At 71.0% G+C, this 21,260-nt stretch carries 16 protein-coding genes; 10 read left to right on the top strand and 6 right to left on the bottom strand.

Annotated elements, in window-relative coordinates:
- The first annotated feature begins 27 nt into the window (after window positions 1–27).
- The 8 genes from DEJ48_RS08665 to DEJ48_RS08630 all read left to right on the top strand — a co-directional run bounded on the left by DEJ48_RS08665 (window position 28) and on the right by DEJ48_RS08630 (window position 11,171).
- Window positions 28–1,002, top strand: a complete 975-nt coding sequence (locus tag DEJ48_RS08665) for a DMT family transporter (protein ID WP_223832448.1) — start codon at window positions 28–30, stop codon at window positions 1,000–1,002.
- 148 nt (window positions 1,003–1,150) lie between these two features.
- The gene (locus tag DEJ48_RS08660; protein WP_150215606.1) at window positions 1,151–2,350 is read left to right on the top strand and encodes an ROK family transcriptional regulator; all 1,200 of its coding nucleotides are present in this window, start codon (window positions 1,151–1,153) and stop codon (window positions 2,348–2,350) included.
- Window positions 2,351–2,472: 122 nt separating this feature from the next.
- The gene (locus DEJ48_RS08655; protein WP_411757438.1) at window positions 2,473–3,570 is read left to right on the top strand and encodes a substrate-binding domain-containing protein; all 1,098 of its coding nucleotides are present in this window, start codon (window positions 2,473–2,475) and stop codon (window positions 3,568–3,570) included.
- Window positions 3,571–3,763: 193 nt separating this feature from the next.
- Window positions 3,764–4,564 carry an ATP-binding cassette domain-containing protein gene (locus tag DEJ48_RS08650; protein WP_079074604.1) on the top strand — a complete coding sequence of 267 codons (801 nt, stop codon included), beginning with the start codon at window positions 3,764–3,766 and terminating at the stop codon, window positions 4,562–4,564.
- Window positions 4,561–5,865: a sugar ABC transporter permease gene (locus tag DEJ48_RS08645; RefSeq protein ID WP_150215605.1), complete on the top strand. Its 1,305-nt coding sequence runs from the start codon at window positions 4,561–4,563 to the stop codon at window positions 5,863–5,865. Before DEJ48_RS08650 ends, DEJ48_RS08645 begins: the two co-directional genes overlap by 4 nt.
- A gap of 200 nt (window positions 5,866–6,065) precedes the next feature.
- A complete protein-coding gene (dxs, locus tag DEJ48_RS08640; RefSeq protein ID WP_150215604.1) occupies window positions 6,066–7,997 on the top strand; it encodes a 1-deoxy-D-xylulose-5-phosphate synthase in 1,932 nt (643 codons plus the stop codon).
- Between the two features lie 126 nt (window positions 7,998–8,123).
- Window positions 8,124–9,650: an amino acid permease gene (locus tag DEJ48_RS08635; protein ID WP_150215603.1), complete on the top strand. Its 1,527-nt coding sequence runs from the start codon at window positions 8,124–8,126 to the stop codon at window positions 9,648–9,650.
- Between the two features lie 9 nt (window positions 9,651–9,659).
- Window positions 9,660–11,171, top strand: a complete 1,512-nt coding sequence (locus DEJ48_RS08630; protein WP_150215602.1) for an ArnT family glycosyltransferase — start codon at window positions 9,660–9,662, stop codon at window positions 11,169–11,171.
- A gap of 6 nt (window positions 11,172–11,177) precedes the next feature.
- On the opposite strand, the gene DEJ48_RS08625 is transcribed toward DEJ48_RS08630, so the two are convergent.
- On the bottom strand, window positions 11,178–11,546 hold the full coding sequence (locus DEJ48_RS08625; RefSeq protein WP_150215601.1) for an NTP pyrophosphohydrolase: 369 nt from the start codon (window positions 11,544–11,546) through the stop codon (window positions 11,178–11,180).
- Window positions 11,547–11,612: 66 nt separating this feature from the next.
- Here DEJ48_RS08625 and DEJ48_RS08620 point away from each other — a divergent pair, with 66 nt between their 5' ends.
- Complete coding sequence (locus DEJ48_RS08620) at window positions 11,613–12,683, top strand: hypothetical protein (protein ID WP_150215600.1); 1,071 nt, start codon at window positions 11,613–11,615, stop codon at window positions 12,681–12,683.
- An 83-nt stretch (window positions 12,684–12,766) separates the two neighbouring features.
- On the opposite strand, the gene DEJ48_RS08615 is transcribed toward DEJ48_RS08620, so the two are convergent.
- The 5 genes from DEJ48_RS08615 to DEJ48_RS08595 form a co-directional block, all read right to left on the bottom strand.
- On the bottom strand, window positions 12,767–14,899 hold the full coding sequence (locus tag DEJ48_RS08615) for a 3-hydroxyacyl-CoA dehydrogenase NAD-binding domain-containing protein (protein WP_150215599.1): 2,133 nt from the start codon (window positions 14,897–14,899) through the stop codon (window positions 12,767–12,769).
- Complete coding sequence (locus DEJ48_RS08610; RefSeq protein WP_150215598.1) at window positions 14,896–16,122, bottom strand: thiolase family protein; 1,227 nt, start codon at window positions 16,120–16,122, stop codon at window positions 14,896–14,898. Before DEJ48_RS08610 ends, DEJ48_RS08615 begins: the two co-directional genes overlap by 4 nt.
- A gap of 871 nt (window positions 16,123–16,993) precedes the next feature.
- Entirely contained in the window at window positions 16,994–18,259 is a 1,266-nt protein-coding gene (locus tag DEJ48_RS08605; RefSeq protein ID WP_150215597.1) for an HRDC domain-containing protein, read from the bottom strand.
- Between the two features lie 78 nt (window positions 18,260–18,337).
- A complete protein-coding gene (locus DEJ48_RS08600; RefSeq protein WP_016643199.1) occupies window positions 18,338–19,000 on the bottom strand; it encodes a response regulator transcription factor in 663 nt (220 codons plus the stop codon).
- A 346-nt stretch (window positions 19,001–19,346) separates the two neighbouring features.
- Window positions 19,347–20,042, bottom strand: coding sequence for a DUF3000 domain-containing protein (locus tag DEJ48_RS08595; RefSeq protein WP_150215596.1), 696 nt, complete (start codon window positions 20,040–20,042; stop codon window positions 19,347–19,349).
- Window positions 20,043–20,127: 85 nt separating this feature from the next.
- Between DEJ48_RS08595 and hemE the strand changes: the two genes are divergently transcribed.
- A complete protein-coding gene (gene hemE, locus DEJ48_RS08590; protein ID WP_150215595.1) occupies window positions 20,128–21,201 on the top strand; it encodes a uroporphyrinogen decarboxylase in 1,074 nt (357 codons plus the stop codon).
- The last annotated feature ends 59 nt before the right edge of the window (window positions 21,202–21,260 follow it).

Raw genomic sequence — 21,260 nt, 5'->3', positions numbered from 1 at the left:
CCGATCATGGGCCGGTAGGTGGGAGCAATCGTGGTGAGCGGCGCGTCCGGGCAGCCGAACAAGATCGGCGGACGTGTCCTCGCCGCCGCCTCCGTCACCGTCGTGCTCTGGGCGTCGTCGTTCATCTCGATCCGCAGCTCCGGCGAGCACTTCGGCCCCGGCGCGCTCGCCTTCGGCCGCCTCGCGGTGGCATCGCTCGTCCTGGGCGCCATCCTGCTGGTCAGGCGCGAAGGGTTTCCGCCCCGCGAGGCGTGGCTCGGCATCGTCGCCTCGGGCGCCCTGTGGTTCGGCGCGTACATGGTCGCGCTGAACTGGGGCGAGCGCGAGGTGGACGCCGGCACGGCCTCCATGATCGTCAACGTCGGGCCGATCCTGATGGCGCTCCTCGGCGGCCGGCTGCTCAAGGAGGGCTTCCCGCCCAAGCTGATGGCGGGCATGGCGGTGTCGTTCGCCGGTGCCGTGGTGGTCGGGTTCGCCACCTCCGGCGGGGGCGGCTCCTCGCTCCTCGGTGTGCTGCTCTGTCTGGTCGCCGCCGTGGTGTACGCCGTCGGTGTGGTGCTGCAGAAGCCGACGCTGAAGCACGCGACACCCCTTCAGGTGACGACGTTCGGTGCGCTCACGGGAGCGGTGGCGTGTTCGCCGTTCGTCGGACAGTTCGTGTCCGAGGTGGAGCGGGCGCCGATGTCGGCGACGCTGCAAGTGGTGTACCTGGGCGTGTTCCCGACCGCTCTCGCGTTCAGTACTTGGGCGTACGCCATCTCCCACAGCACCGCGGGGAAGATGGGTTCGACCACGTACGCCGTGCCGGTGCTCGTCATCTCCATGTCGTGGCTGTTCCTCGGCGAAGTGCCCGGCTGGCTCGCCCTCCTCGGCGGTCTCCTCTGCCTGTCCGGCGTCGCGGTGGCGCGCATGCGCGGAAAGGCGCCGGAGCGCGCTCCGAAGGACGTGCCGGCGGGGCCTCTCACCACGGACTCCGGGACTGCCGCGAAGTCCACGCGCTGAGGTCTCGATTTCCGTCAACGACTTGACTGCGGCAGCTCCTTCAGCGGAGTTTGGAGTTCACAACTTGTACATGGCCCGGTACCCGTTTCCGAGACCGGCGTCACGGGGGGCCACGCGCCGCCCGAATGAGGGCAAAGGGTGAGAGTCAATGGAGACTCCGGGGTCGCAGTCGTCTCTGCACCGGGCCAATCTGGAGCGGGTCGTGCGCGCCGTGCGCCTCGCCGGGTCGCTCACGCAGGCCGAGATCGCGAGGACGACGGGCCTGTCGGCCGCGACGGTCTCCAACATCGTGCGCGAGCTCAAGGACGGCGGAACGGTCGAGGTCACACCCACCTCGGCGGGCGGCAGGCGGGCCCGCAGCGTCTCGCTCAGCGGTGACGCGGGCATCGTCATCGGCGTCGACTTCGGCCACACGCACCTGCGCGTCGCCGTCGGCAACCTCGCCCACCAGGTCCTCGCCGAGGAGTCCGAGCCGCTGGACGTCGACGCGTCCGCCGCGCAGGGCTTCGACCGGGCCGAGCAGCTCGTCACCCGGCTGATCGAGGCCACCGGGGTGGACCGCACGAAGATCGCCGGAGTCGGGCTCGGCGTGCCCGGACCCATCGACGTGGAGTCCGGCACGCTCGGTTCGACGTCGATCCTGCCGGGCTGGACCGGCACCAAGCCCGCCGAGGAGCTGGGCGGCCGCCTCGGCGTGCCCGTGCACGTCGACAACGACGCCAACCTGGGCGCGCTCGGCGAGCTGGTCTGGGGCAGCGGCCGCGGCGTCAAGGACCTCGCGTACATCAAGGTCGCCAGCGGAGTCGGCGCGGGCCTCGTGATCAGCGGCCGGATCTACCGGGGCCCCGGCGGCACCGCGGGCGAGATCGGGCACATCACGCTCGACGAATCGGGCCCCGTCTGCCGCTGCGGCAACCGCGGCTGCCTGGAGACCTTCACCGCCGCCCGCTACGTCCTGCCGCTGCTCACCTCGAGCCACGGCACCGATCTGACCATGGAGCGCGTGGTCGGCCTCGCGCGCGACGGGGACCCGGGGTGCCGGCGCGTGATCGCCGACGTCGGGCGGCACATCGGCAGCGGCGTCGCGAACCTCTGCAACCTCCTGAACCCCTCCCGTGTCGTGCTCGGCGGTGACCTCGCGGAGGCCGGTGAGCTGGTGCTCGGACCGATCAGGGAGTCGGTCGGGCGGTACGCGATCCCGAGCGCCGCGCGTCAGCTGTCCGTGCTGCCCGGCGCGCTCGGCGGCCGCGCCGAAGTGCTGGGCGCGCTGGCCCTCGCACTCAGCGAGATGGGCGATTCAACCCTTTTGGACGGATCGATGCCTGCGGGTGCACCTGCCTTCACTTAGATAACGCATGGCACCGTTGTCATCTCGTTAAGGATTTACTCCTTGACGCTGGTGTGGCGGCCGAGTTGACTTCGAGCCACCTCGGCCGCAACGACGCGGCCTCGTCAGGGAGGCACCCCACCATGAACGCAATGACGCGTCGCGTCGTCATAGGCACGGCCGCGGTTTCGATGGCACTCGCCATGACCGCATGCGGCAAGGCAGGCGACGGCGACGACAAGGGCAGCGGCGGCGACAACAAGACCATCGGTCTGCTGCTCCCCGAGAACAAGACCACGCGCTACGAGACCTTCGACCGTCCTTTCATGGAGGACAAGATCGAAGAGCTCTGCTCGGACTGCAAGGTCAAGTACAACAACGCGGCCCAGGACATCGAGACCCAGAAGAAGCAGTTCGACGCCCTCGTCACCCAGGGCGTCAAGGTGATCATCCTGGACGCGGTCGACTACAAGTCGACCAAGTCCTGGGTCAAGCAGGCCGACAAGCAGGGCGTGAAGGTCGTCGCGTACGACCGCCTCGCCGAGGGCCCGCTCGCCGCCTACGTCAGCTACGACAACGAGAAGATCGGCCGCCTCCAGGGCGGGGCCATGGTCAAGGCGCTCGGCTCCGACGCCAAGGACGCCAACGTAGTCATGATCAACGGCTCGCCGACCGACCCGAACGCCCCCTTCTTCAAGAAGGGCGCCCACTCGGTGCTCGACAAGAAGGTCAAGAAGATCGTCTACGAGCAGGACATCCCGGACTGGTCGCCGGACGAGGCGAACCGCAAGATGGCCTCCGCGATCGACAAGCTCGGCAAGGACGGCATCCAGGGCGTCTACGCCGCCAACGACGGCATGGCGGGCGGCGTGATCACCGCCCTCAAGCAGCGCGGCATCAAGGTCCCGGTCGGCGGCCAGGACGCCGAACTCGCGGGCGTGCAGCGCATGTTGAGCGGCGACCAGGACTACACGATCTACAAGCAGATCAAGCCGGAGGCCGAGACCACCGCCGAGATCGCCGTCCGCCTGCTCCAGGGCAAGGACATCGACGCGATCACCGACCGCAAGGTCGACTCGCTCAGCGGCGACTTCAAGGGCATCCCGGCCAAGCTCTACGACGCGCAGGCGATCACCAAGAACGAGGTCGCGGACACGATCGTCAAGGACAAGGTCTACAAGGTCAGCGAGATCTGCACCGCCCAGTACAAGAAGGCGTGCGACGCCGCGGGTATCAAGTAACGCCCGCTTGCGGTAAATCCGTCTCTACGAGACGAGGCCCACGGGCCGCGCGAGAGCGCTCCCCGGCCCCCGTGAGAGACGGCTTCAGTACCGGTCCGGTGCCCGCCCCGACAAACCGCCCCGCAAACGGGGGGCGGGCACCTGACTTGCCCTTGACGCACCACCATTCCCCGCCGGTCAGGCGGCGAAGGAGATGATTCACGTGTCCGCTACGCCCGTGCTGGCGTTGCGCGGGGTCTCCAAGCGGTTCGGCGCCGTACAGGCGCTCACGGACGTAGACCTCGAGATCCACACCGGTGAGGTGGTCGCCCTCGTCGGCGACAACGGCGCCGGCAAGTCCACTCTCGTCAAGACGATCTCGGGCGTTCACCCGATCGACGACGGGACCATCGAGTGGGAGGGCAAGGGGGTCCGCATCGGACGCCCGCACGACGCCCAGAACCTCGGCGTGGCCACCGTCTACCAGGACCTGGCCCTCTGCGACAACCTCGACGTCGTCGCCAACCTGTTCCTCGGCAGCGAACTGAAGACGGCCTCCGTCCTCGACGAGATCAAGATGGAGAAGCGGGCCAAGCAGCTCCTGGACACCCTCTCCATCCGCATCCCCAGCGTCCGCATCCCCGTCGCGGCGCTCTCCGGCGGCCAGCGCCAGGTCGTCGCCATCGCCCGCGCCCTGGTCGGCGACCCCAAGGTCGTCATCCTCGACGAGCCGACCGCGGCGCTCGGCGTGGAGCAGACCGCCCAGGTCCTCGACCTGGTCGAGCGGCTGCGCGAGCGCGGCCACGGCGTCATCCTCATCAGCCACAACATGGCCGACGTGAAGGCCGTCGCGGACCGCGTCGCGGTGCTGCGGCTCGGCCGCAACAACGGCACGTTCACCGTCGCCGACACCACCAACGAAGAGATCATCGCCGCCATCACCGGCGCCACGGACAACGCCGTGACCCGCCGCAAGGCGCGTACGGCCACGGCGACGAAGGAGGACGCAAAGTGAGCGACCTCGCCAAGACCCCCAAGGCCCCCGCCGACGCGCCGCCGCCCGAGGCCGAGCCCTCCGCCGCGCCGTCCGCCGCGGTCGACCCGCGCCTCCTCGTCCGCGAGGAGGGCCTCGCCGGCTACTGGACCGAGTTCAAGCGCAAGATGCGCGGCGGTGAGCTCGGCTCGCTGCCCGTCGTGGTCGGTCTGATCGTCATCGCGATCATCTTCCAGATGAAGAACGAGCACTTCCTGGACGCGAGCAGCCTCGCGAACATCGCTGTCTTCACCTCCGGCCTCGGCATCATGGCCGTCGGCATCGTCTTCGTCCTGCTCCTCGGCGAGATCGACCTGTCGGTCGGTTCGGTGGCCGGCATGGGCGCGGCCGTCTGGGCCGTGCTGAGCGTCACACACGAGCTGAACGACTGGCTCTCGGTGTTCATCGCCATCGCGTCCGGCGCGGTCATCGGCTGTCTGCACGGGTTCTTTTTCGCCAAGATCGGCGTGCCCGCCTTCGTGGTCACCCTCGCGGGCTTCCTCGGCTGGAGCGGTCTGCAGATCTGGCTGATGGGCGGCGAGGGCAGCATCAACACGCCCGAGGGCAGTGTCGTCGAGGACCTCACCGGTCACTTCTTCGCCGAGAAGGGCGCGGCGTACGGCCTCGCGGCCGTCGCGATCATCGCCTACGCGGGCTCCCTGCTCCTCGACAGCAAGCGCCGCAAGACCGCCGGGCTCCCGTCCCGGCCGGTCAGCGAGATCGTCCTGCGCACCGCCGTCGTCGCCGTCCTCGCGGGCGGCGCTGCGTACGAGCTGAACGAGCCGCAGGGCGCCCGCGGCCTGCCGCTGGCCCTGGTGCTCTTCCTCGCCGTCCTGGTGATCGCGGACTTCGTGGCCCGGCGCACCACCTTCGGCCGCCAGGTCTTCGCGGTCGGCGGCAACGCGGAGGCCGCGCGGCGCGCGGGCATCAACGTGGACCGCGTCCGGATCATCGTCTTCGGCATCTCCGGCATGCTCGCCGCCTTCGGCGGCCTCTTCATCGCCAGCCTCTCGGGCGGCGCCACGAAGAGCCTGGGCGGCGGCAACACGCTGATGATGGTGATCGCCGCGGCGGTCATCGGCGGCACGAGCCTCTTCGGCGGCCGCGGCAAGGTGTGGTCCGCGCTCCTCGGCATGCTGGTGATCCAGTCCATCCAGCAGGGCCTGAACATGCTCGGCATGGCCAGCGAGATCCAGTACATGATCACCGGTGCGGTCCTGCTCGCCGCGGTGGTCATCGACTCCGTCTCGCGCCGTACGCAGAAGTCCGCGGGGCGCGCGTAGCGTTCCCCTGAGCGGTCTTCTCGGCCGCGCGCCGATTGTGGCTGGTCGCGCAGTTCCCCGCGCCCCTGAAGGGGCGCGGGGATCTCCGTTTGGCCGGGGAAAACGCCTCCCGGACGCGTGCCTCAGCCGCGGAACATTAGACTCGACAGACCCGGCAACGCTCGAACAGCACATCTCAGCTCTACTGCAAGGAGGCACGGGTGCCGCTGCTGACCCGCATCACGGGACCGCGCGATCTGGACCGTCTCAGCCCGGAGGAGCTGAACCAGCTGGCCGGAGAGATCCGCGGCTTCCTCGTCGACGCCGTAGCCAAGACCGGCGGCCACCTCGGGCCGAACCTCGGCGTCGTCGAGCTCACCATCGCCCTGCACCGGGTCTTCGAGTCCCCGCAGGACAAGGTCCTCTTCGACACCGGCCACCAGAGCTACGTGCACAAGCTGCTCACCGGCCGCCAGGACTTCACCAAGCTGCGCAGCAAGGGCGGCCTCTCCGGCTATCCCTCGCGCGCCGAGTCCGACCACGACGTGATCGAGAACAGCCACGCCTCCACCGTCCTCGGCTGGGCCGACGGCCTCGCCAAGGCCAACCAGGTCCGCGGCAAGGACGACCACGTCGTCGCCGTCATCGGTGACGGCGCGCTGACCGGCGGCATGGCCTGGGAGGCGCTCAACAACATCGCCGCCGCCAAGGACCGCCCCCTCGTCATCGTCGTCAACGACAACGAGCGGTCCTACGCCCCCACGATCGGTGGCCTCGCCAACCATCTGGCGACGCTGCGGACCACCGACGGCTACGAGCGCTTCCTGGCCCGCGGGAAGGACTTCCTGGAGCGCACGCCCGTCGTGGGCAGGCCGCTCTACGAGACCCTGCACGGCGCCAAGAAGGGCCTGAAGGACTTCATCGCCCCGCAGGGCATGTTCGAGGACCTCGGCCTGAAGTACGTCGGCCCGATCGACGGCCACGACGTCGAGGCCCTGGAGTCCGCCCTGCAGCGCGCCAAGCGCTTCGGCGGCCCGGTCATCGTGCACTGCCTCACCGAGAAGGGCCGCGGCTACCAGCCCGCGGAGCAGGACGAGGCCGACCACTTCCACGGCATCGGCCCCATCCACCCCGACACGGGCCTGCCCATCGCCGCCGCCGGCATGGACTGGACCTCCGTCTTCGGTGAGGAGATGGTCAAGCTCGGCCACGAGCGCGAGGACATCGTCGCGATCACCGCGGCCATGCTGCAGCCGGTCGGCCTGAAGAAGTTCGCCGAGGAGTTCCCCGGCCGGGTCTACGACGTGGGCATCGCCGAGCAGCACGCCGCGGTCTCCGCCGCCGGCCTCGCCGCGGGCGGCCTGCACCCCGTCTTCGCGGTGTACGCGACCTTCCTCAACCGCGCCTTCGACCAGCTCCTGATGGACGTGGCGCTGCACAAGTGCGGCGTCACCTTCGTCCTGGACCGGGCGGGCGTCACCGGAACGGACGGCGCCTCGCACAACGGCATGTGGGACATGTCGATCCTGCAGTGCGTGCCGACGCTGCGGATCGCCGCGCCGCGCGACGCCGACCAGGTCCGCCTCCAGCTGCGCGAGGCCGTCGAGGTCGACGACGCCCCGACCGTGGTGCGCTACTCGAAGGGCGCGGTCGGCCCGGCGGTCAAGGCCGTCGGCAAGGTCGGCGGCATGGACGTGCTGCGCAAGGCGGGCACGAACAAGCCGGACGTCCTGCTCGTCTCCGTCGGCGCGCTCGCCCCGATGTGCCTGGAGATCGCCGACCTCCTGAACAAGCAGGGCATCACCACGACCGTGGTCGACCCGCGCTGGGTCAAGCCCGTCGACGAGGCCATGGCGCCGCTCGCCGAGCAGCACCGCGTCGTCGTCACCGTCGAGGACAACTCCCGCGCGGGCGGCGTCGGCTCGGCGATCGCACAGGCTCTTCGCGACGCGGGCGTCGACGTGCCGCTGCGCGACTTCGGCATCCCGCCGCGCTTCCTCGACCACGCCTCCCGCAAGGAGATCATGGCCGAGATCGGCCTGACCGCCCCGGACATCTCCCGTCAGGTCACGGGCCTGGTCGCCAAGCTCGACGGACGGTACGAGCGGAACACCGCGTCCGCCGTGGACTCCGTGGAGCCCGCCCGCGACTGAGCCACGCGCCGACGTCGACACGCACCGCCGATGGGCCGGTCACATCACCCTGTACGGGTGGTGGAACCGGCCCATTCGCGTGAATGGGCCCGTCCCGGCGCTTACGGGGTACTCGGCCTCTCGATCATGTCGAGGACGACAAGCGTGGGAGGTACGCCCGTGAGCAGCACCCTCTTCAGGACGAAGAGCGTCGAGCAGTCCATCAAGGACACCGAGGAACCGGAGCACGCGCTCAAGAAGTCGCTGTCCGCCCTCGACCTCACGGTCTTCGGCGTCGGCGTCATCATCGGCACCGGCATCTTCGTGCTGACCGGAAAGATCGCCAAGGAGACGGCGGGGCCCTCGGTCGCCCTCGCCTTCGTCGTCGCCGGGCTCGTCTGCGCCCTCGCGGCGCTCTGCTACGCCGAGTTCGCGTCGACCGTGCCGGTCGCCGGATCCGCGTACACCTTCTCGTACGCCTCACTCGGCGAATTCCCCGCCTGGATCATCGGCTGGGACCTGATCCTGGAGCTCGCGCTCGGCTGCGCGGTGGTCGCCGTCGGCTGGTCCGGCTATCTGCGCTCGCTGCTCGACACCGCGGGGATGCATTTGCCGCAGGCGCTGAGCGGGACGCACGAGGGACAGTTCGGCTTCGACCTGCTCGCCGCCGTCCTCGTGCTCGTCCTCACCGGCATCCTGGTCGCCGGAATGAAGCTCTCCTCGCGGGTCACCAACGTCATCGTCGCCGTCAAGGTCACCGTGGTGCTCCTCGTCATCATCGTCGGCGCGTTCCTCGTCACGGGCGCCAACTACGACCCGTTCATCCCGCCCACCGAGCACGTCGAGGGCGGCGGCGGCATCACCGCGCCGCTGGTCCAGCTGCTCTTCGGCTTCACGCCCTCGCACTTCGGCGTCATGGGCATCTTCACCGCGGCCGCCGTGGTCTTCTTCGCGTTCATCGGCTTCGACATCGTCGCGACCGCCGCCGAGGAGACCCGCGACCCGCAGCGCGACGTGCCCCGCGGCATCCTCGGCTCGCTGCTCATCTGCACGATCCTCTACGTCGCCGTCTCCGTCGTCGTCACCGGCATGCAGAAGTACACCGACCTCTCCACGGACGCCCCGCTCGCGGACGCCTTCAAAGCCGTCGGGCACCCCTTCTGGTCCGGTGTGATCAGCTTCGGCGCGGCCGTCGGACTCACCTCCGTCTGCATGATCCTGCTGCTCGGCCAGACCCGCGTGTTCTTCGCCATGAGCCGCGACGGCCTGCTGCCGAAGACCTTCTCCAAGGTCCACCCGAAGTTCGGCACCCCCTACCGCTCCACGATCCTGCTCGGCGTGATCGTCGCCGTCGTCGCCGGCTTCACCTCCATCGACGAACTCGCCGAACTGGTCAACATCGGCACTCTGTTCGCCTTCGTCGTCGTCGCCCTCGGCGTCATCCTGCTCCGCAAACAGCGCCCCGACCTGCCGCGCGCCTTCCGCACCCCGCTGGTGCCCTTCGTGCCGATCCTCTCCGTCCTCGCGTCGCTCTGGCTGATGCTGAACCTGCCCGCGGAGACCTGGCTGCGGTTCGGCGTCTGGATGGTCCTCGGCGTCGTCATCTACTTCGTGTACGGGCGCTCGCACAGCCGGCTGCACCAGCGCGACCCGCACGCGAACGACGCACGGTAGTCGCCCCGGATGCTCGCGCCGCCCTCGGCGCCACTGCGCTCCGTACGCCACCTCCGGGTACCGGGCCCGCGAAAGGAGCACGGCGCCGACGGCGGTGCCCGGCACCCCCACGCCTACTGGGCCCGCCTGCTGCCGCTGCTCGCCGCCCTCGCGTGCGTGACCCGGCTGCCCTCCTTCCGGTGGCCGCTGTGGAACCCCGACGAGGGGTACCTCGCCGTGCAGGCGCGGATGCTTGCGCACGGCGGCGCGCTCTACGAAACCGTCGTCGACCGCAAGCCGCCGCTCGTTCCCTGGCTGTACGCGGGCGCCTTCGCGCTCTTCGGCGACGGCTCGCTCCTGCCGCTCAAGGTGCTCGCGGTCGCCGCGCAGCTCCTGACGGCGGTACTCCTCGTCTCGCTGGCCCGGCGGCGCTGGGGCGACGGGGCGGGGCGCACGGCCGGCGTGCTGTACTTCCTGATCTCCATCGGTCTCAACCCGGAGGACACCCAGGCCGCCGCCTTCGAAGTCTTCATGCTGCCGTGCACGGCCGCCGCCATGTGGTGCGCCGACCGGCGCCGCTGGGGAGCCGCGGGCACCGCGGTGGCCTGCGCGTTCCTCGCCAAACAGACCGGGGGAGCGGTCCTGCTCCCGGTCGGCTGGCTGCTGTGGCGGGCCGGCGCGCACCGCCGCGACACGGTGCGCCTCGCGGCGGGCCTCGGCGTGCCCGTCCTCGCCGCGGCCCTCCTGACGACACCCACGGGCTTCCTGTTCTGGACGGTCACCGGCTCGGGGGCCTACGCCTCCTTCACCGGCTCCGAACTCCACGTACTGGGCCGCGGCCTGGTGAACGCCGCGGTCCTCGCGGCGGCCTGCGCGGGGATCGTCGCGCCCGTCGTACGCGTCCTGCGCATCGCCCGCACCGGCGCACCCGAACTCTGGCTCTGGCTCGCCTCGTCCGTGGCCGCCGTCCTGCTCGGCTTCCACTTCTTCGGCCACTACTACCTGCAACTCATGCCGCCGCTCGCCCTGTTGGGCACGGCCGCCCTGCAGATCCTGCCGCGCGAACGGACGGCCCGCGCGATCGTCGTCTCCGGCTGCGCGTGCGCCGTGTTCCTCGGATGGGGCCTGCTCGCGCCCCGTCCCGAACTGGCCCACGCCACCCGCCTCGCGGAGGCCGTCAGGGACCGCACGGCGCCCGACGACCGCGTACTGTTCTGGGGCATACACCCCGAGGCGTACTGGCTCGCCGACCGCGCCCCCGCCAGCCGCTACCTCACGGCCGGACTGCTCACCAACTACAGCGGCGGCAGGAACGGGCCCCAGGTGGGGGAGAAGTACGCGGTCGACGGCGCCTGGCCGGTCTTCCGCGAGGAGCTGCGCAGCCACCCCCCGGCGGTCGTCGTCGACGACTCACGCGGCAAGCCCTTCGCCCCGGACCGCGTCCCCGCCCTGCGGCGCATGCTCGCGGTCGGGTACGAGCCGGTACTGCGGACCGGGGGAGCGGTGGTGTACGTACGGGTGACGGGGCGGGACGGCCGGTGACGGGGTTCAGGGGCGTACGGTCCGGGGGCCCGCACACTCCGCCCCCGTCTCGCCCACCCTGCGGCGCAGCTCGCGGTCGGCCGTGACGACCAGACAAGGGCGGCCCTCGGCCCCCGCGGCCACCTCCACGATCCGGTCGTCGCCGCTGCCGGACGCGCTCTCCACGCGTACGCCCGGCACGGACTCCACGCCGCGCGCGGCGCCCTCGACGACCAGGACCACCTCCAGCGGCCCCGGATACCCGGGCAGGCCCTCCTCCGCGTACCGGACGAGGGAGTCCCGCAGCCGCTCGGCGGCGCCGCGCCGGTCGCGCCACCAGCCGTCGGGCACGGATCCGACGACGTTCGCGGCATCGACGACGACGAGAGTGTTCATGCGGCAAACGTAAACTAATGGGCAGAACATCGTGCGTCCGCGAAGTGGAAGGGTTGGCGCAGAGTCATGCCGTCGAGGTCAAGCAGCACCGGTGCGCCGGAGACCGCCCGCTGGCTGCTGCGCGGCCGTGACGGCCGTCTCACCGCCTACGCCCGCGCCGAGGGAGGCCTCCTGCGCTGGACGGAGACCAGACCCGGCGGACCCGACTGGGAGGGCCCCGACTTCTTCGAGGCGCCCGACCTGACCTACCTCACCCTCGCCCAGGGCGCCGACGGCTACGTGCACTTCCTGGGCCGCCGCGAGCGACGCGACGCCGAGGGGAAGCCGCTCGTCGAGGTCGTGCACTCCATCCAGTACCAGTCGGGCAGGCCGCTGATGGACTGGCGCTCGCTCGGCAACCCGCACACCAAGCTCGTCGAGCGCGCCCCGCACCTCGGCGTGCCCGCCGCCGCGGTCGACGCCGCCGGCACCGTCCACGTCTTCGTGCGCGACGCGGTGGGCGGCATCCGGATGCGGCGTGAGGGCAAGGGCGGCAAGTGGGAGGGGTGGAAGGACTTCAAGGTCCGCGACACCCTGGACGGCGCGGCCGCGGTCGCCACGTCGACGGGCCGCATCGAGGTCCTCGCCCCCTCGGGCAAGGCCACGCTGCGCTGGGCCCAGGAGGAGCAGGGCGGTGAACTGGTGCGCGCCGACGACATCCCGCTCGCCCCGGCCCCCGGCTCCGGCACGGCCCTGGAAACCGGCCCCGACCGCCTCACGTACTACGCGGCCGACGCCCTCGGCGACGGCGTCCTGGCCCACCGCACGGCCGGCGGCGGCCCCGCGCTGCCCCTCGGCGGCAACCCCGGCACCGGCCCCACGGCCGCCGTCCGCACGACCATAGACGGCCACGACTGCACGGTCCTCGCCCACCGCGCGAGCACGGGCCGCCCCGCACTCGCTGCGTTCCCCACGGAGGACGAGGGAGCGGGACTGTGGTGGGCCGAGACCGGCGAACCGTGCCTGGGCGCGCCCGCGCTGACGCTCGACGCGCACGGCCGCGTCGTCATGGCGGCGATCGGCCTCGACGGGACGCTGCGGATCGCCCGCCAGAAGGCGGAGGCGGGACTCGCGCTGGGGGCGTGGGCGCGCGTCTGAGCAAACGGAAGCGGGCCGTACGGGACAACTCCCGTACGGCCCGCTCCTGTTGTCGCGTTGTCGCGTTGTCGCGTTGTCGCGCGTTACGCCGGTACGCTCGCCACGCCCTGCGCCAGGAACCGCTTCCCGTTCACCCGCTCGCTGACACCCTCACGGTCCAGGTACGGCGTGATGCCGCCCAGGTGGAAGGGCCAGCCCGCGCCGGTGATCAGGCAGAGGTCGATGTCCTGCGCCTCGGCGACGACGCCCTCGTCGAGCATGAGCCCGATCTCCTGCGCCACCGCGTCGAGCACGCGGTCCCGCACCTGCTCCTCGGTCAGGACGGAGTCGCCCTGCTTCAGGAGAGCGGCGACCTCGGGGTCGAGCTCCGGCTTGCCGGAGTCGTACACGTAGAAGCCGCGCTTGCCCGCCTTGACGACGGCCGCGAGGTTCGGGGACACGGTGAAGCGCTCCGGGAAGGCGCGGTTCAGGGTCTCCGAGACGTGCAGACCGATCGCCGGACCCACCAGCTCAAGGAGCACCAGCGGCGACATCGGCAGACCGAGCGGCTCGACGCCCTTCTCGGCGACGGCGACCGGGGTGCCCTCGTCGATGACGTTCTGGATCTCGCCCATGAAGCGGGTGAGGATGCGGTTCACGACGAACGCCGGAGCGTCCTTGACCAGAACAGCGGTCTTCTTGAGCTTCTTGGCGACACCGAACGCCGTGGCCAGCGAGGCGTCGTCCGTCTGCTCGCCGCGCACGATCTCCAGGAGCGGCAGGATCGCGACCGGGTTGAAGAAGTGGAAGCCGACGACCCGCTCGGGGTGCTTCAGCTTCGACGCCATCTCGGTGACCGAGAGCGAGGAGGTGTTGGTGGCGAGGATCGCGTGCGCCGGAGCGACGGCCTCGACCTCGGCGAACACCTGCTGCTTGACGCCGATCTCCTCGAAGACGGCCTCGATGACGAAGTCGGCGTCGGAGAATCCCTCGGCCTTGTCGAGCACGCCGGAGACGAGCCCCTTCAGGCGGTTGGCCTTGTCCTGGTTGACGCGGCCCTTGAGGAGGAGCTTGTCGATCTCCTCGTGGACGTAGCCGACGCCCTTGTCCACGCGCTCCTGGTCGATGTCGGTCAGCACGACCGGCACCTCGAGGCGGCGCAGGAAGAGCAGCGCGAGCTGCGAGGCCATCAGACCGGCGCCGACGACACCGACCTTGGTGACCGGACGCGCGAGGTTCTTGTCCGGGGCGCCCGCGGGGCGCTTGCCGCGCTTCTGCACGAGGTTGAACGAGTAGATGCCCGCGCGCAGTTCACCGCCCATGATGAGGTCGGCGAGCGCGGTGTCCTCGGCGTCGAAGCCCGCCTGCAGGTCGCCGTTCCTGGCGGCCTCGATGATCTCCAGGGCGCGGTAGGCGGCCGGAGCGGCGCCGTGCACCTTGGAGTCGGCGATGGCGCGGCCGCGCGCCACGGCGGCGTCCCAGCCCTCGCCGCGGTCGATCTCGGGGCGGACGACCTCGGTCTTGCCGTTCAGGACGGACGCCGTCCAGATCAGCGACTGCTCCAGGAAGTCCGCGCCCTCGAAGAGCGCGTCGGCGATGCCGAGCTCGAAGACCTGCTTGCCCTTGAGCTGACGGTTCTGGTTCAGCGAGTTCTCGATGATGACCGAGACGGCCTTGTCGGCGCCGATCAGGTTCGGGAGCAGCGCGCAGCCGCCCCAGCCCGGGACCAGGCCGAGGAAGACCTCGGGCAGCGAGAACGCGGGCAGCGCCTTGGAGACGGTGCGGTACGAGCAGTGCAGACCGACCTCGACGCCACCGCCCATCGCGGCACCGTTGTAGTAGGCGAAAGTCGGCACGGCGAGCCCGCTGAGCCGCTTGAAGACTTCATGCCCGCCCTTGCCGATGGCGAGCGCGTCATCGTGCTTCTTCAGCAGCTCGACGCCCTTGAGGTCGGCGCCGACGGCGAAGATGAACGGCTTGCCGGTGATGCCGACGCCGACGATGCCGCCCTCGGACGCCTCCTTCTCGACCTGGTCGATCGCCGTGTTCAGGTTGGCGAGGGACTGCGGTCCGAAGGTGGTCGGCTTCGTGTGGTCGAAGCCGTTGTCGAGGGTGATGAGCGCGAAGCGCCCGGCACCGTGGGGGAGGTCGAGGTGGCGTACGTGCGCCTGCGTCACGACCTCGTCGGGGAACAGCTCGGCCGCACCCTTCAGAAGCTCAGTGGTGGTCGTGCTCACTTGTCGCCTCCGGCGTCCTTGTGGTGGGGGTTCTCCCAGATGACCGTGGCGCCCATGCCGAAGCCGACGCACATGGTCGTGAGGCCGTAGCGGACCTCCGGCTGCTCCTCGAACTGCCGCGCCAGCTGCGTCATCAGGCGTACGCCGGAGGAGGCGAGCGGGTGGCCGAACGCGATGGCGCCGCCGTACTGGTTCACGCGGGCGTCGTCGTCCGCGATGCCGTAGTGCTCCAGGAAGGCGAGCACCTGCACGGCGAAGGCCTCGTTGATCTCGAAGAGACCGATGTCGCCGATCGTCAGCCCCGCCTGGGCGAGGGCCTTCTCCGTGGCCGGGATCGGGCCGTAGCCCATGACCTCCGGCTCGACACCCGCGAAGGAGTACGCGACGAGGCGCATCTTCACGGGGAGGTTGTTCGCCCGGGCGAACTCCTCCGACGCGATGAGGGAGGCGGTGGCGCCGTCGTTGAGACCGGCGGCGTTGCCCGCGGTGACGCGGCCGTGCGTACGGAACGGCGTCTTGAGGCTCGCGAGGTTCTCCAGGGTCGTCCCCGGACGCATCGGCTCATCGGCGGTGGCGAGCCCCCAGCCGGTCTCACCGGCCTCCTCGTTCGTGCGCCGTACGGAGATCGGCACGAGGTCGGCCTGGATCTTGCCGTCGGCGTACGCCTTGGCGGCCTTCTCCTGCGAGCGCACGGCGTACTCGTCGGCACGCTGCTTGGTGATCGTGGGATAGCGGTCGTGCAGGTTCTCGGCCGTCATGCCCATGAACAGCGCGGACTCGTCGACGAGCTTCTCGCTCACGAACCGCGGGTTGGGGTCGACGCCCTCACCCATGGGGTGGCGGCCCATGTGCTCGACACCGCCGGCGACGGCGATGTCGTACGCACCGAAGGCGACGCTGCCCGCGACCGAGGTCACGGCGGTCAGGGCGCCGGCGCACATGCGGTCGATCGAGTAGCCCGGCACGGACTGCGGCAGCCCGGCGAGGATGCCGGCGGTGCGGCCGATCGTCAGACCCTGGTCGCCGATCTGCGTGGTCGCGGCGATGGCGACCTCGTCGATCTTGGCGGGGTCGAGGTCCGGGTTGCGGCGCAGCAGCTCCCGGATGGCCTTCACGACGAGGTCATCGGCACGGGTCTCGTGGTAGATGCCCTTCGGGCCCGCCTTGCCGAACGGGGTGCGGACGCCGTCCACGAAGACGACGTCCCTGACGGTACGAGGCACGATGGCTCTCCTCCAGGGTGCGGTTGCGCCACGCCTGCGGCGCGCTTCCTTCGTCCACCCTACTTGTCGGTAACTAGGTGGCCAAGGGCGACCTCGGCGAGGCAAACGTCACACTCGCGCCCGTTCGCCCATCACTGATTGGGCGGCTCCCCGTACCTCGCCGGTTCGTTGGCTGCCAGTGGGTGGGTGGCGGCCCCTGTCCCGCCGCTGCGCGGCGGATCGTCCCCACCCACCCACCCACCCGTTCACCCCGCACGCACAAGCCCCGTAGGGACGGGTGGCCTTGTCCCCGTAGGGCGGCGGGTGGATTTGCTGGGAGTCGGTGGGGCAGCCGGGCATTCGCCGCCGCCGAGCGCGTCCGGCGGACCCGCTCCTACGGGGTGTGAGCGTGCGGGGCGCACGGACGGGCGGGTGGGGATGATCCGCCGCGAAGCGGCGGCATAGGGGCAAGCCGCGCGACTGCGGGCAGGCGGGGTGCCGGGCCCGCCCCTACGGGGTGTGAGCGTGCGAGGCGCACGGGCGGGCGGGTGCGTGGCATCCGCCCGCAGCGGCGGTATAGGGGCAAGCCGCGCTACTGCCGGTAGGTGGGGTGCTGGCCCGCCCCTACGGGGCATGAACGCGCGGGGCGCACGGGTGGGTGGGTGGGTGGTATCCGCCGCGAAGCGGCGGGACAGGGGTAAGCCGCCCAACTGCCGGTAGGCGGGGTGCCGGGCCCGCCCCTACGGGGTGTGAGCGTGCGGGGTGCACGGGCGGGTGGGTGGGGATGATCCGCCGCGGAGCGGCGGGGGCGGGGGAGTCCGCCCCTGCGGGGCGTGGGCGTGTGGCGTGGGGCCACCCGGGGCCTTGTGCGGCCCGGGTGGGGGCGGGGGTGTCAGGAGAGGGCCGTTACCAAGGGTGGGGTTACCTGGGTGATCTGCCAGGGGCGGGCGCCGTGCGCGGCCAGTGCCGCCGAGACCGACGCCTCGTCGACTTGAGTCGGCGGCTCCCAGCAGACACGACGCACCGTATCCGGGGTGATCAGGTTCTCCTGGGGCATGTTCAGCTGCTCGGCGAGAGCGGAGATCGCCGCACGCGCGGCGGAGAGCCGCGCCGCCGCCGCCGGATCGCGGTCCGCCCAGGACCGGGGAGGCGGCGGACCGGTCACCGCTTGGCCCGGCTGCGGAAGCTCCGCGTCGGGGAGCGCCTTCGCGCGGTCCACCGCCGCCTGCCACTGCTCGAGCTGACGCCGCCCCATCCGGTGCCCGAACCCGGACAGCCCCGCCAGCGCGTGCACGTTCGGCGGCAGCCCCAGCGCCGCCTCGACGATCGCACCGTCGCTGAGCACCTTGCCGGGGGACACGTCACGCCGCTGGGCCACCTTGTCGCGGGCGTTCCAGAGCTCTCGTACGACCGCCATCTGACGGCGTCGGCGCACCTTGTGCATGCCGGACGTGCGACGCCAGGGGTCCTTGCGGGGCGGCGCGGGCGGCGCCGACGCGATCGCGTCGAACTCCTCGCGGGCCCACTCCAGCTTGCCCTGCCGGTCGAGCTCCTTCTCCAGCGCGTCGCGCAGGTCGACGAGGAGCTCGACGTCCAGCGCGGCGTACCGCAACCAGGGCTCGGGGAGCGGCCGGGTCGACCAGTCGACCGCGGAGTGCCCCTTCTCCAGGACGTAGCCGAGCACGCTCTCGACCATCGCGCCGAGTCCCACGCGCGGGAACCCGGCGAGGCGCCCCGCGAGCTCCGTGTCGAAGATCCGGGACGGCACCATGCCTATTTCGCGGAGGCAGGGAAGATCCTGCGTCGCCGCGTGCAGGACCCACTCCGCGTCGCCGATGGCCTCGCCGAGCCCGGAGAGGTCGGGGCAGGCGACGGGGTCGACGAGCGCGGTGCCGGCGCCCTCGCGGCGGAGCTGGACGAGATAGGCCCGCTGCCCGTACCGGTAGCCGGACGCGCGCTCGGCGTCCACGGCGACGGGACCCGTGCCCGCGGCGAAGGCCGCGACGGTCGCCGCGAGCGACTCCTCGTCGGCGATCACCGCAGGAATGCCGTCGCGGGGCTCCAGCAAGGGGATCGGCGCCGTTTCGACGTCGTCCGGAGGAGCGCCTCCGGTGGTTCGCAGTGAGCTGTCTGCTGCGGTCTCTTGGGCGTCGGTCACCTGTCAAGGGTATCTGTGTATGGACAGCGCCCGTCGACGGAACGTTCCGTCGACGGGCGCTCGGGGGGTGTAAATCAGTCAGTGGATGATGCCGGTGCGCAGTGCGACCGCCACCATCCCGGCCCGGTCACCCGTGCCGAGCTTGCGCGCGATCCGGGCGAGGTGGCTCTTCACGGTCAGGGCGGACAGGCCCATCGAGACGCCGATGGCCTTATTGGACTGGCCCTCCGCGACCAGGCGCAGCACCTCGACCTCACGGCCCGAGAGCTCTCGGTAGCCGCCGGGGTGGCTCGGGGTGCCCGGAGGGCGACGGTGCATGCGGGCGGCGGCCGAACCGATGGGGGCCGCGCCGGGGCGGGTGGGGAGTCCGACGTTCGTACGGGTGCCGGTGACGACGTAGCCCTTGACGCCGCCCGCGAGGGCGTTGCGCACGGCACCGATGTCGTCGGCGGCGGAGAGGGCGAGGCCGTTGGGCCAGCCCGCGGCACGGGTTTCGGAGAGGAGCGTCAGGCCGGAGCCGTCGGGGAGGTGGACATCAGCGACGCAGATGTCCCGGGGGTTGCCGATGCGGGGACGAGCCTCCGCGATGGACGAGGCCTCGATGACGTCGCGTACACCGAGGGCCCACAGGTGGCGGGTGACGGTGGAACGGACGCGGGGGTCGGCCACGACGACCATGGCGGTCGGCTTGTTCGGGCGGTAGGCGACCAGGCTTGCGGGCTGCTCGAGGAGAACGGACACCAGGCCTCCTGGGTGGGGGGACGGGAGGGGCCGGCTCGGGGATGAAGCCGGGACGAACCGTGCTTTCAAGGTCACAAACCTCTTCGGCACCAATCCCTGTCGCCTTTAGGAAATGATCACGATTTGGTGAGCAATAATTCGGGCAATTCGGACATGCGCTCGATCATCCGAAGATCAAACCGAACACGCCCACGTTCGAGTGACCCTCTATGAGGCAAACCCGAGACCGGGTAAACCCCGCGACAAGACAAACCCCGCGGCGTGAACCGCGGGGGGCGAATGATCCGAGTATTCGTCCGTCGTCAGGAGGACATCAGCAGGACATCAGGAGGAGATCAGGGGGGCATCAAGGGGACAGCGGTCCCCGTCGTTGCGGCAGCGACACCACGGACGCGTCGCCCCACCCGCCGGGAGCCCCCGCCCCGCCGGGCCCGCCGGGCCCCACGGGCGGCAGCCCCGCGACCTGGCAGAGCAGATCGCACCACGCCGCCAGATGCGCCCCCGTGTCCGGCACCCCGCCGCCGCCCTCCCGCGGCGTCCACGACGCCCGGATCTCGATCTGCGAGGCGGGCGGGCGCTCCGAGAGCCCGCCGAAGTAGTGCGAACCGGCGCGCGTCACCGTGCCGCTCGCCTCGCCCGCCGCGAGCCCCCGCGCGCCGAGCGCACCGGTCAGCCACGACCAGCAGACCTCCGGCAGCAGCGGATCCGCCGCCATCTCCGGTTCGAGTTCCGCTCTCACGAGCGTGACGAGCCGGAAAGTGCCCTGCCACGCGTCGTGCCCCGCCGGATCGTGGAGCAGGACGAGCCGCCCGTCGGCCAGGTCCTCCTCGCCCTCCACGACCGCCGCCTCCAACGCGTACGCGTGGGGCGCGAGCCGTTGCGGCGGCCGCGTCGGATCGATCTCGATCTCCGGCCGCAGCCGTGCCCCCCGCAGCGCGTCGACCGCCGCGCGGAAGGGCAACGGAGCCGAATCCGCCACCTTCCCCTCCGAACCGTCCATCTCGCCAGCGCCGTCCGACCGTTGTCCCTGAGCCGCAGCCATGCGGGGAAGGTTAAGGGGAACTGCGCCTTCGCGCAGGGAGAGACACCCGTGAGGAGGTTCCCGGTCAACGTGCGAGACTTTCCGCGTGAGTGCCAATGACAGCCGTGGCCCCGAGGGCCGGCAGAACACAGCGACGTACGACTCCCCCTTCATGAAGGCGTGCAGGCGCGAGGCAGTGCCGCACACGCCGGTCTGGTTCATGCGGCAGGCGGGGCGCTCACTTCCCGAGTACCGCAAGGTCCGCGAGGGCACGGCCATGCTGGAGTCCTGCATGCGCCCCGACCTCGTCACCGAGATCACGCTGCAGCCCGTGCGCCGCCACAACGTCGACGCCGCGATCTACTTCAGCGACATCGTCGTCCCGCTCAAGGCCATCGGCATCGACCTCGACATCAAGCCGGGCGTCGGCCCCGTCGTCGAGAAGCCGATCCGTTCGCGCGCCGACCTCGCGCAGCTGCGGGACCTCACGCCCGACGACGTCCACTACGTGACCGAGGCGATGGGGATGCTGACGGCCGAGCTCGGCTCGACGCCGCTCATCGGCTTCGCCGGCGCGCCTTTCACCCTCGCGAGCTACCTCGTGGAGGGCGGTCCGAGCCGCAACCACGAGCACACCAAGGCGCTGATGTACGGCGACCCGCAGCTCTGGGCCGACCTGCTCGACCGTCTCGCGGAGATCACCGCCGCCTTCCTGAAGGTGCAGATCGAGGCGGGCGCGAGCGCCGTGCAGCTCTTCGACTCGTGGGTGGGCGCCCTGGCGCCCGCCGACTACCGCCGCTCGGTGATGCCCGCGTCGGCGAAGGTCTTCGACGCCGTCGCCTCGTACGGTGTGCCGCGCATCCACTTCGGCGTCGGCACCGGCGAGCTCCTCGGCCTCATGGGCGAGGCGGGTGCCGATGTCGTGGGCGCGGACTGGCGGGTGCCGCTGGACGAGGCCGCGCGACGCGTCGGGCCCGGCAAGGCGATCCAGGGCAACCTGGACCCGGCCGTCCTCTTCTCCACGCGTGAGGCCGTCGAGCGGAAGACGGACGAGGTCCTCGCCGCCGCGAGCGGCCTGGAGGGGCACATCTTCAACCTCGGGCACGGCGTCCTGCCCACCACGGACCCCGAGGCGCTGACCCGCCTCGTGGAGTACGTCCACACGCGGACGGCCGTCTGAACGGCGGACGTCCGAACAGCGAACGTCTGAAAGATGTCCGAAAAAGGTCCCTGCCCGAT

It is taken from the genome of Streptomyces venezuelae, assembly GCF_008642315.1.
Lineage (GTDB): Bacteria > Actinomycetota > Actinomycetes > Streptomycetales > Streptomycetaceae > Streptomyces > Streptomyces venezuelae_D.
This window is presented reverse-complemented; position numbering and strand designations above follow the sequence as displayed.

What these genes read in the sequence shown, in the direction of transcription:
- DEJ48_RS08660 (WP_150215606.1), top strand. Translation starts at nt 1,151, where the DNA reads ATGGAGACTCCGGGGTCGCAGTCGTCTCTGCACCGGGCCAATCTGGAG.
- DEJ48_RS08655 (WP_411757438.1), top strand. Translation starts at nt 2,473, where the DNA reads ATGAACGCAATGACGCGTCGCGTCGTCATAGGCACGGCCGCGGTTTCG.
- DEJ48_RS08650 (WP_079074604.1), top strand. Translation starts at nt 3,764, where the DNA reads ATGATTCACGTGTCCGCTACGCCCGTGCTGGCGTTGCGCGGGGTCTCC.
- DEJ48_RS08635 (WP_150215603.1), top strand. Translation starts at nt 8,124, where the DNA reads ATGTCGAGGACGACAAGCGTGGGAGGTACGCCCGTGAGCAGCACCCTC.
- DEJ48_RS08630 (WP_150215602.1), top strand. Translation starts at nt 9,660, where the DNA reads ATGCTCGCGCCGCCCTCGGCGCCACTGCGCTCCGTACGCCACCTCCGG.
- DEJ48_RS08625 (WP_150215601.1), bottom strand. Translation starts at nt 11,546, where the DNA reads ATGAACACTCTCGTCGTCGTCGATGCCGCGAACGTCGTCGGATCCGTG.
- DEJ48_RS08620 (WP_150215600.1), top strand. Translation starts at nt 11,613, where the DNA reads ATGCCGTCGAGGTCAAGCAGCACCGGTGCGCCGGAGACCGCCCGCTGG.
- DEJ48_RS08595 (WP_150215596.1), bottom strand. Translation starts at nt 20,042, where the DNA reads ATGGCTGCGGCTCAGGGACAACGGTCGGACGGCGCTGGCGAGATGGAC.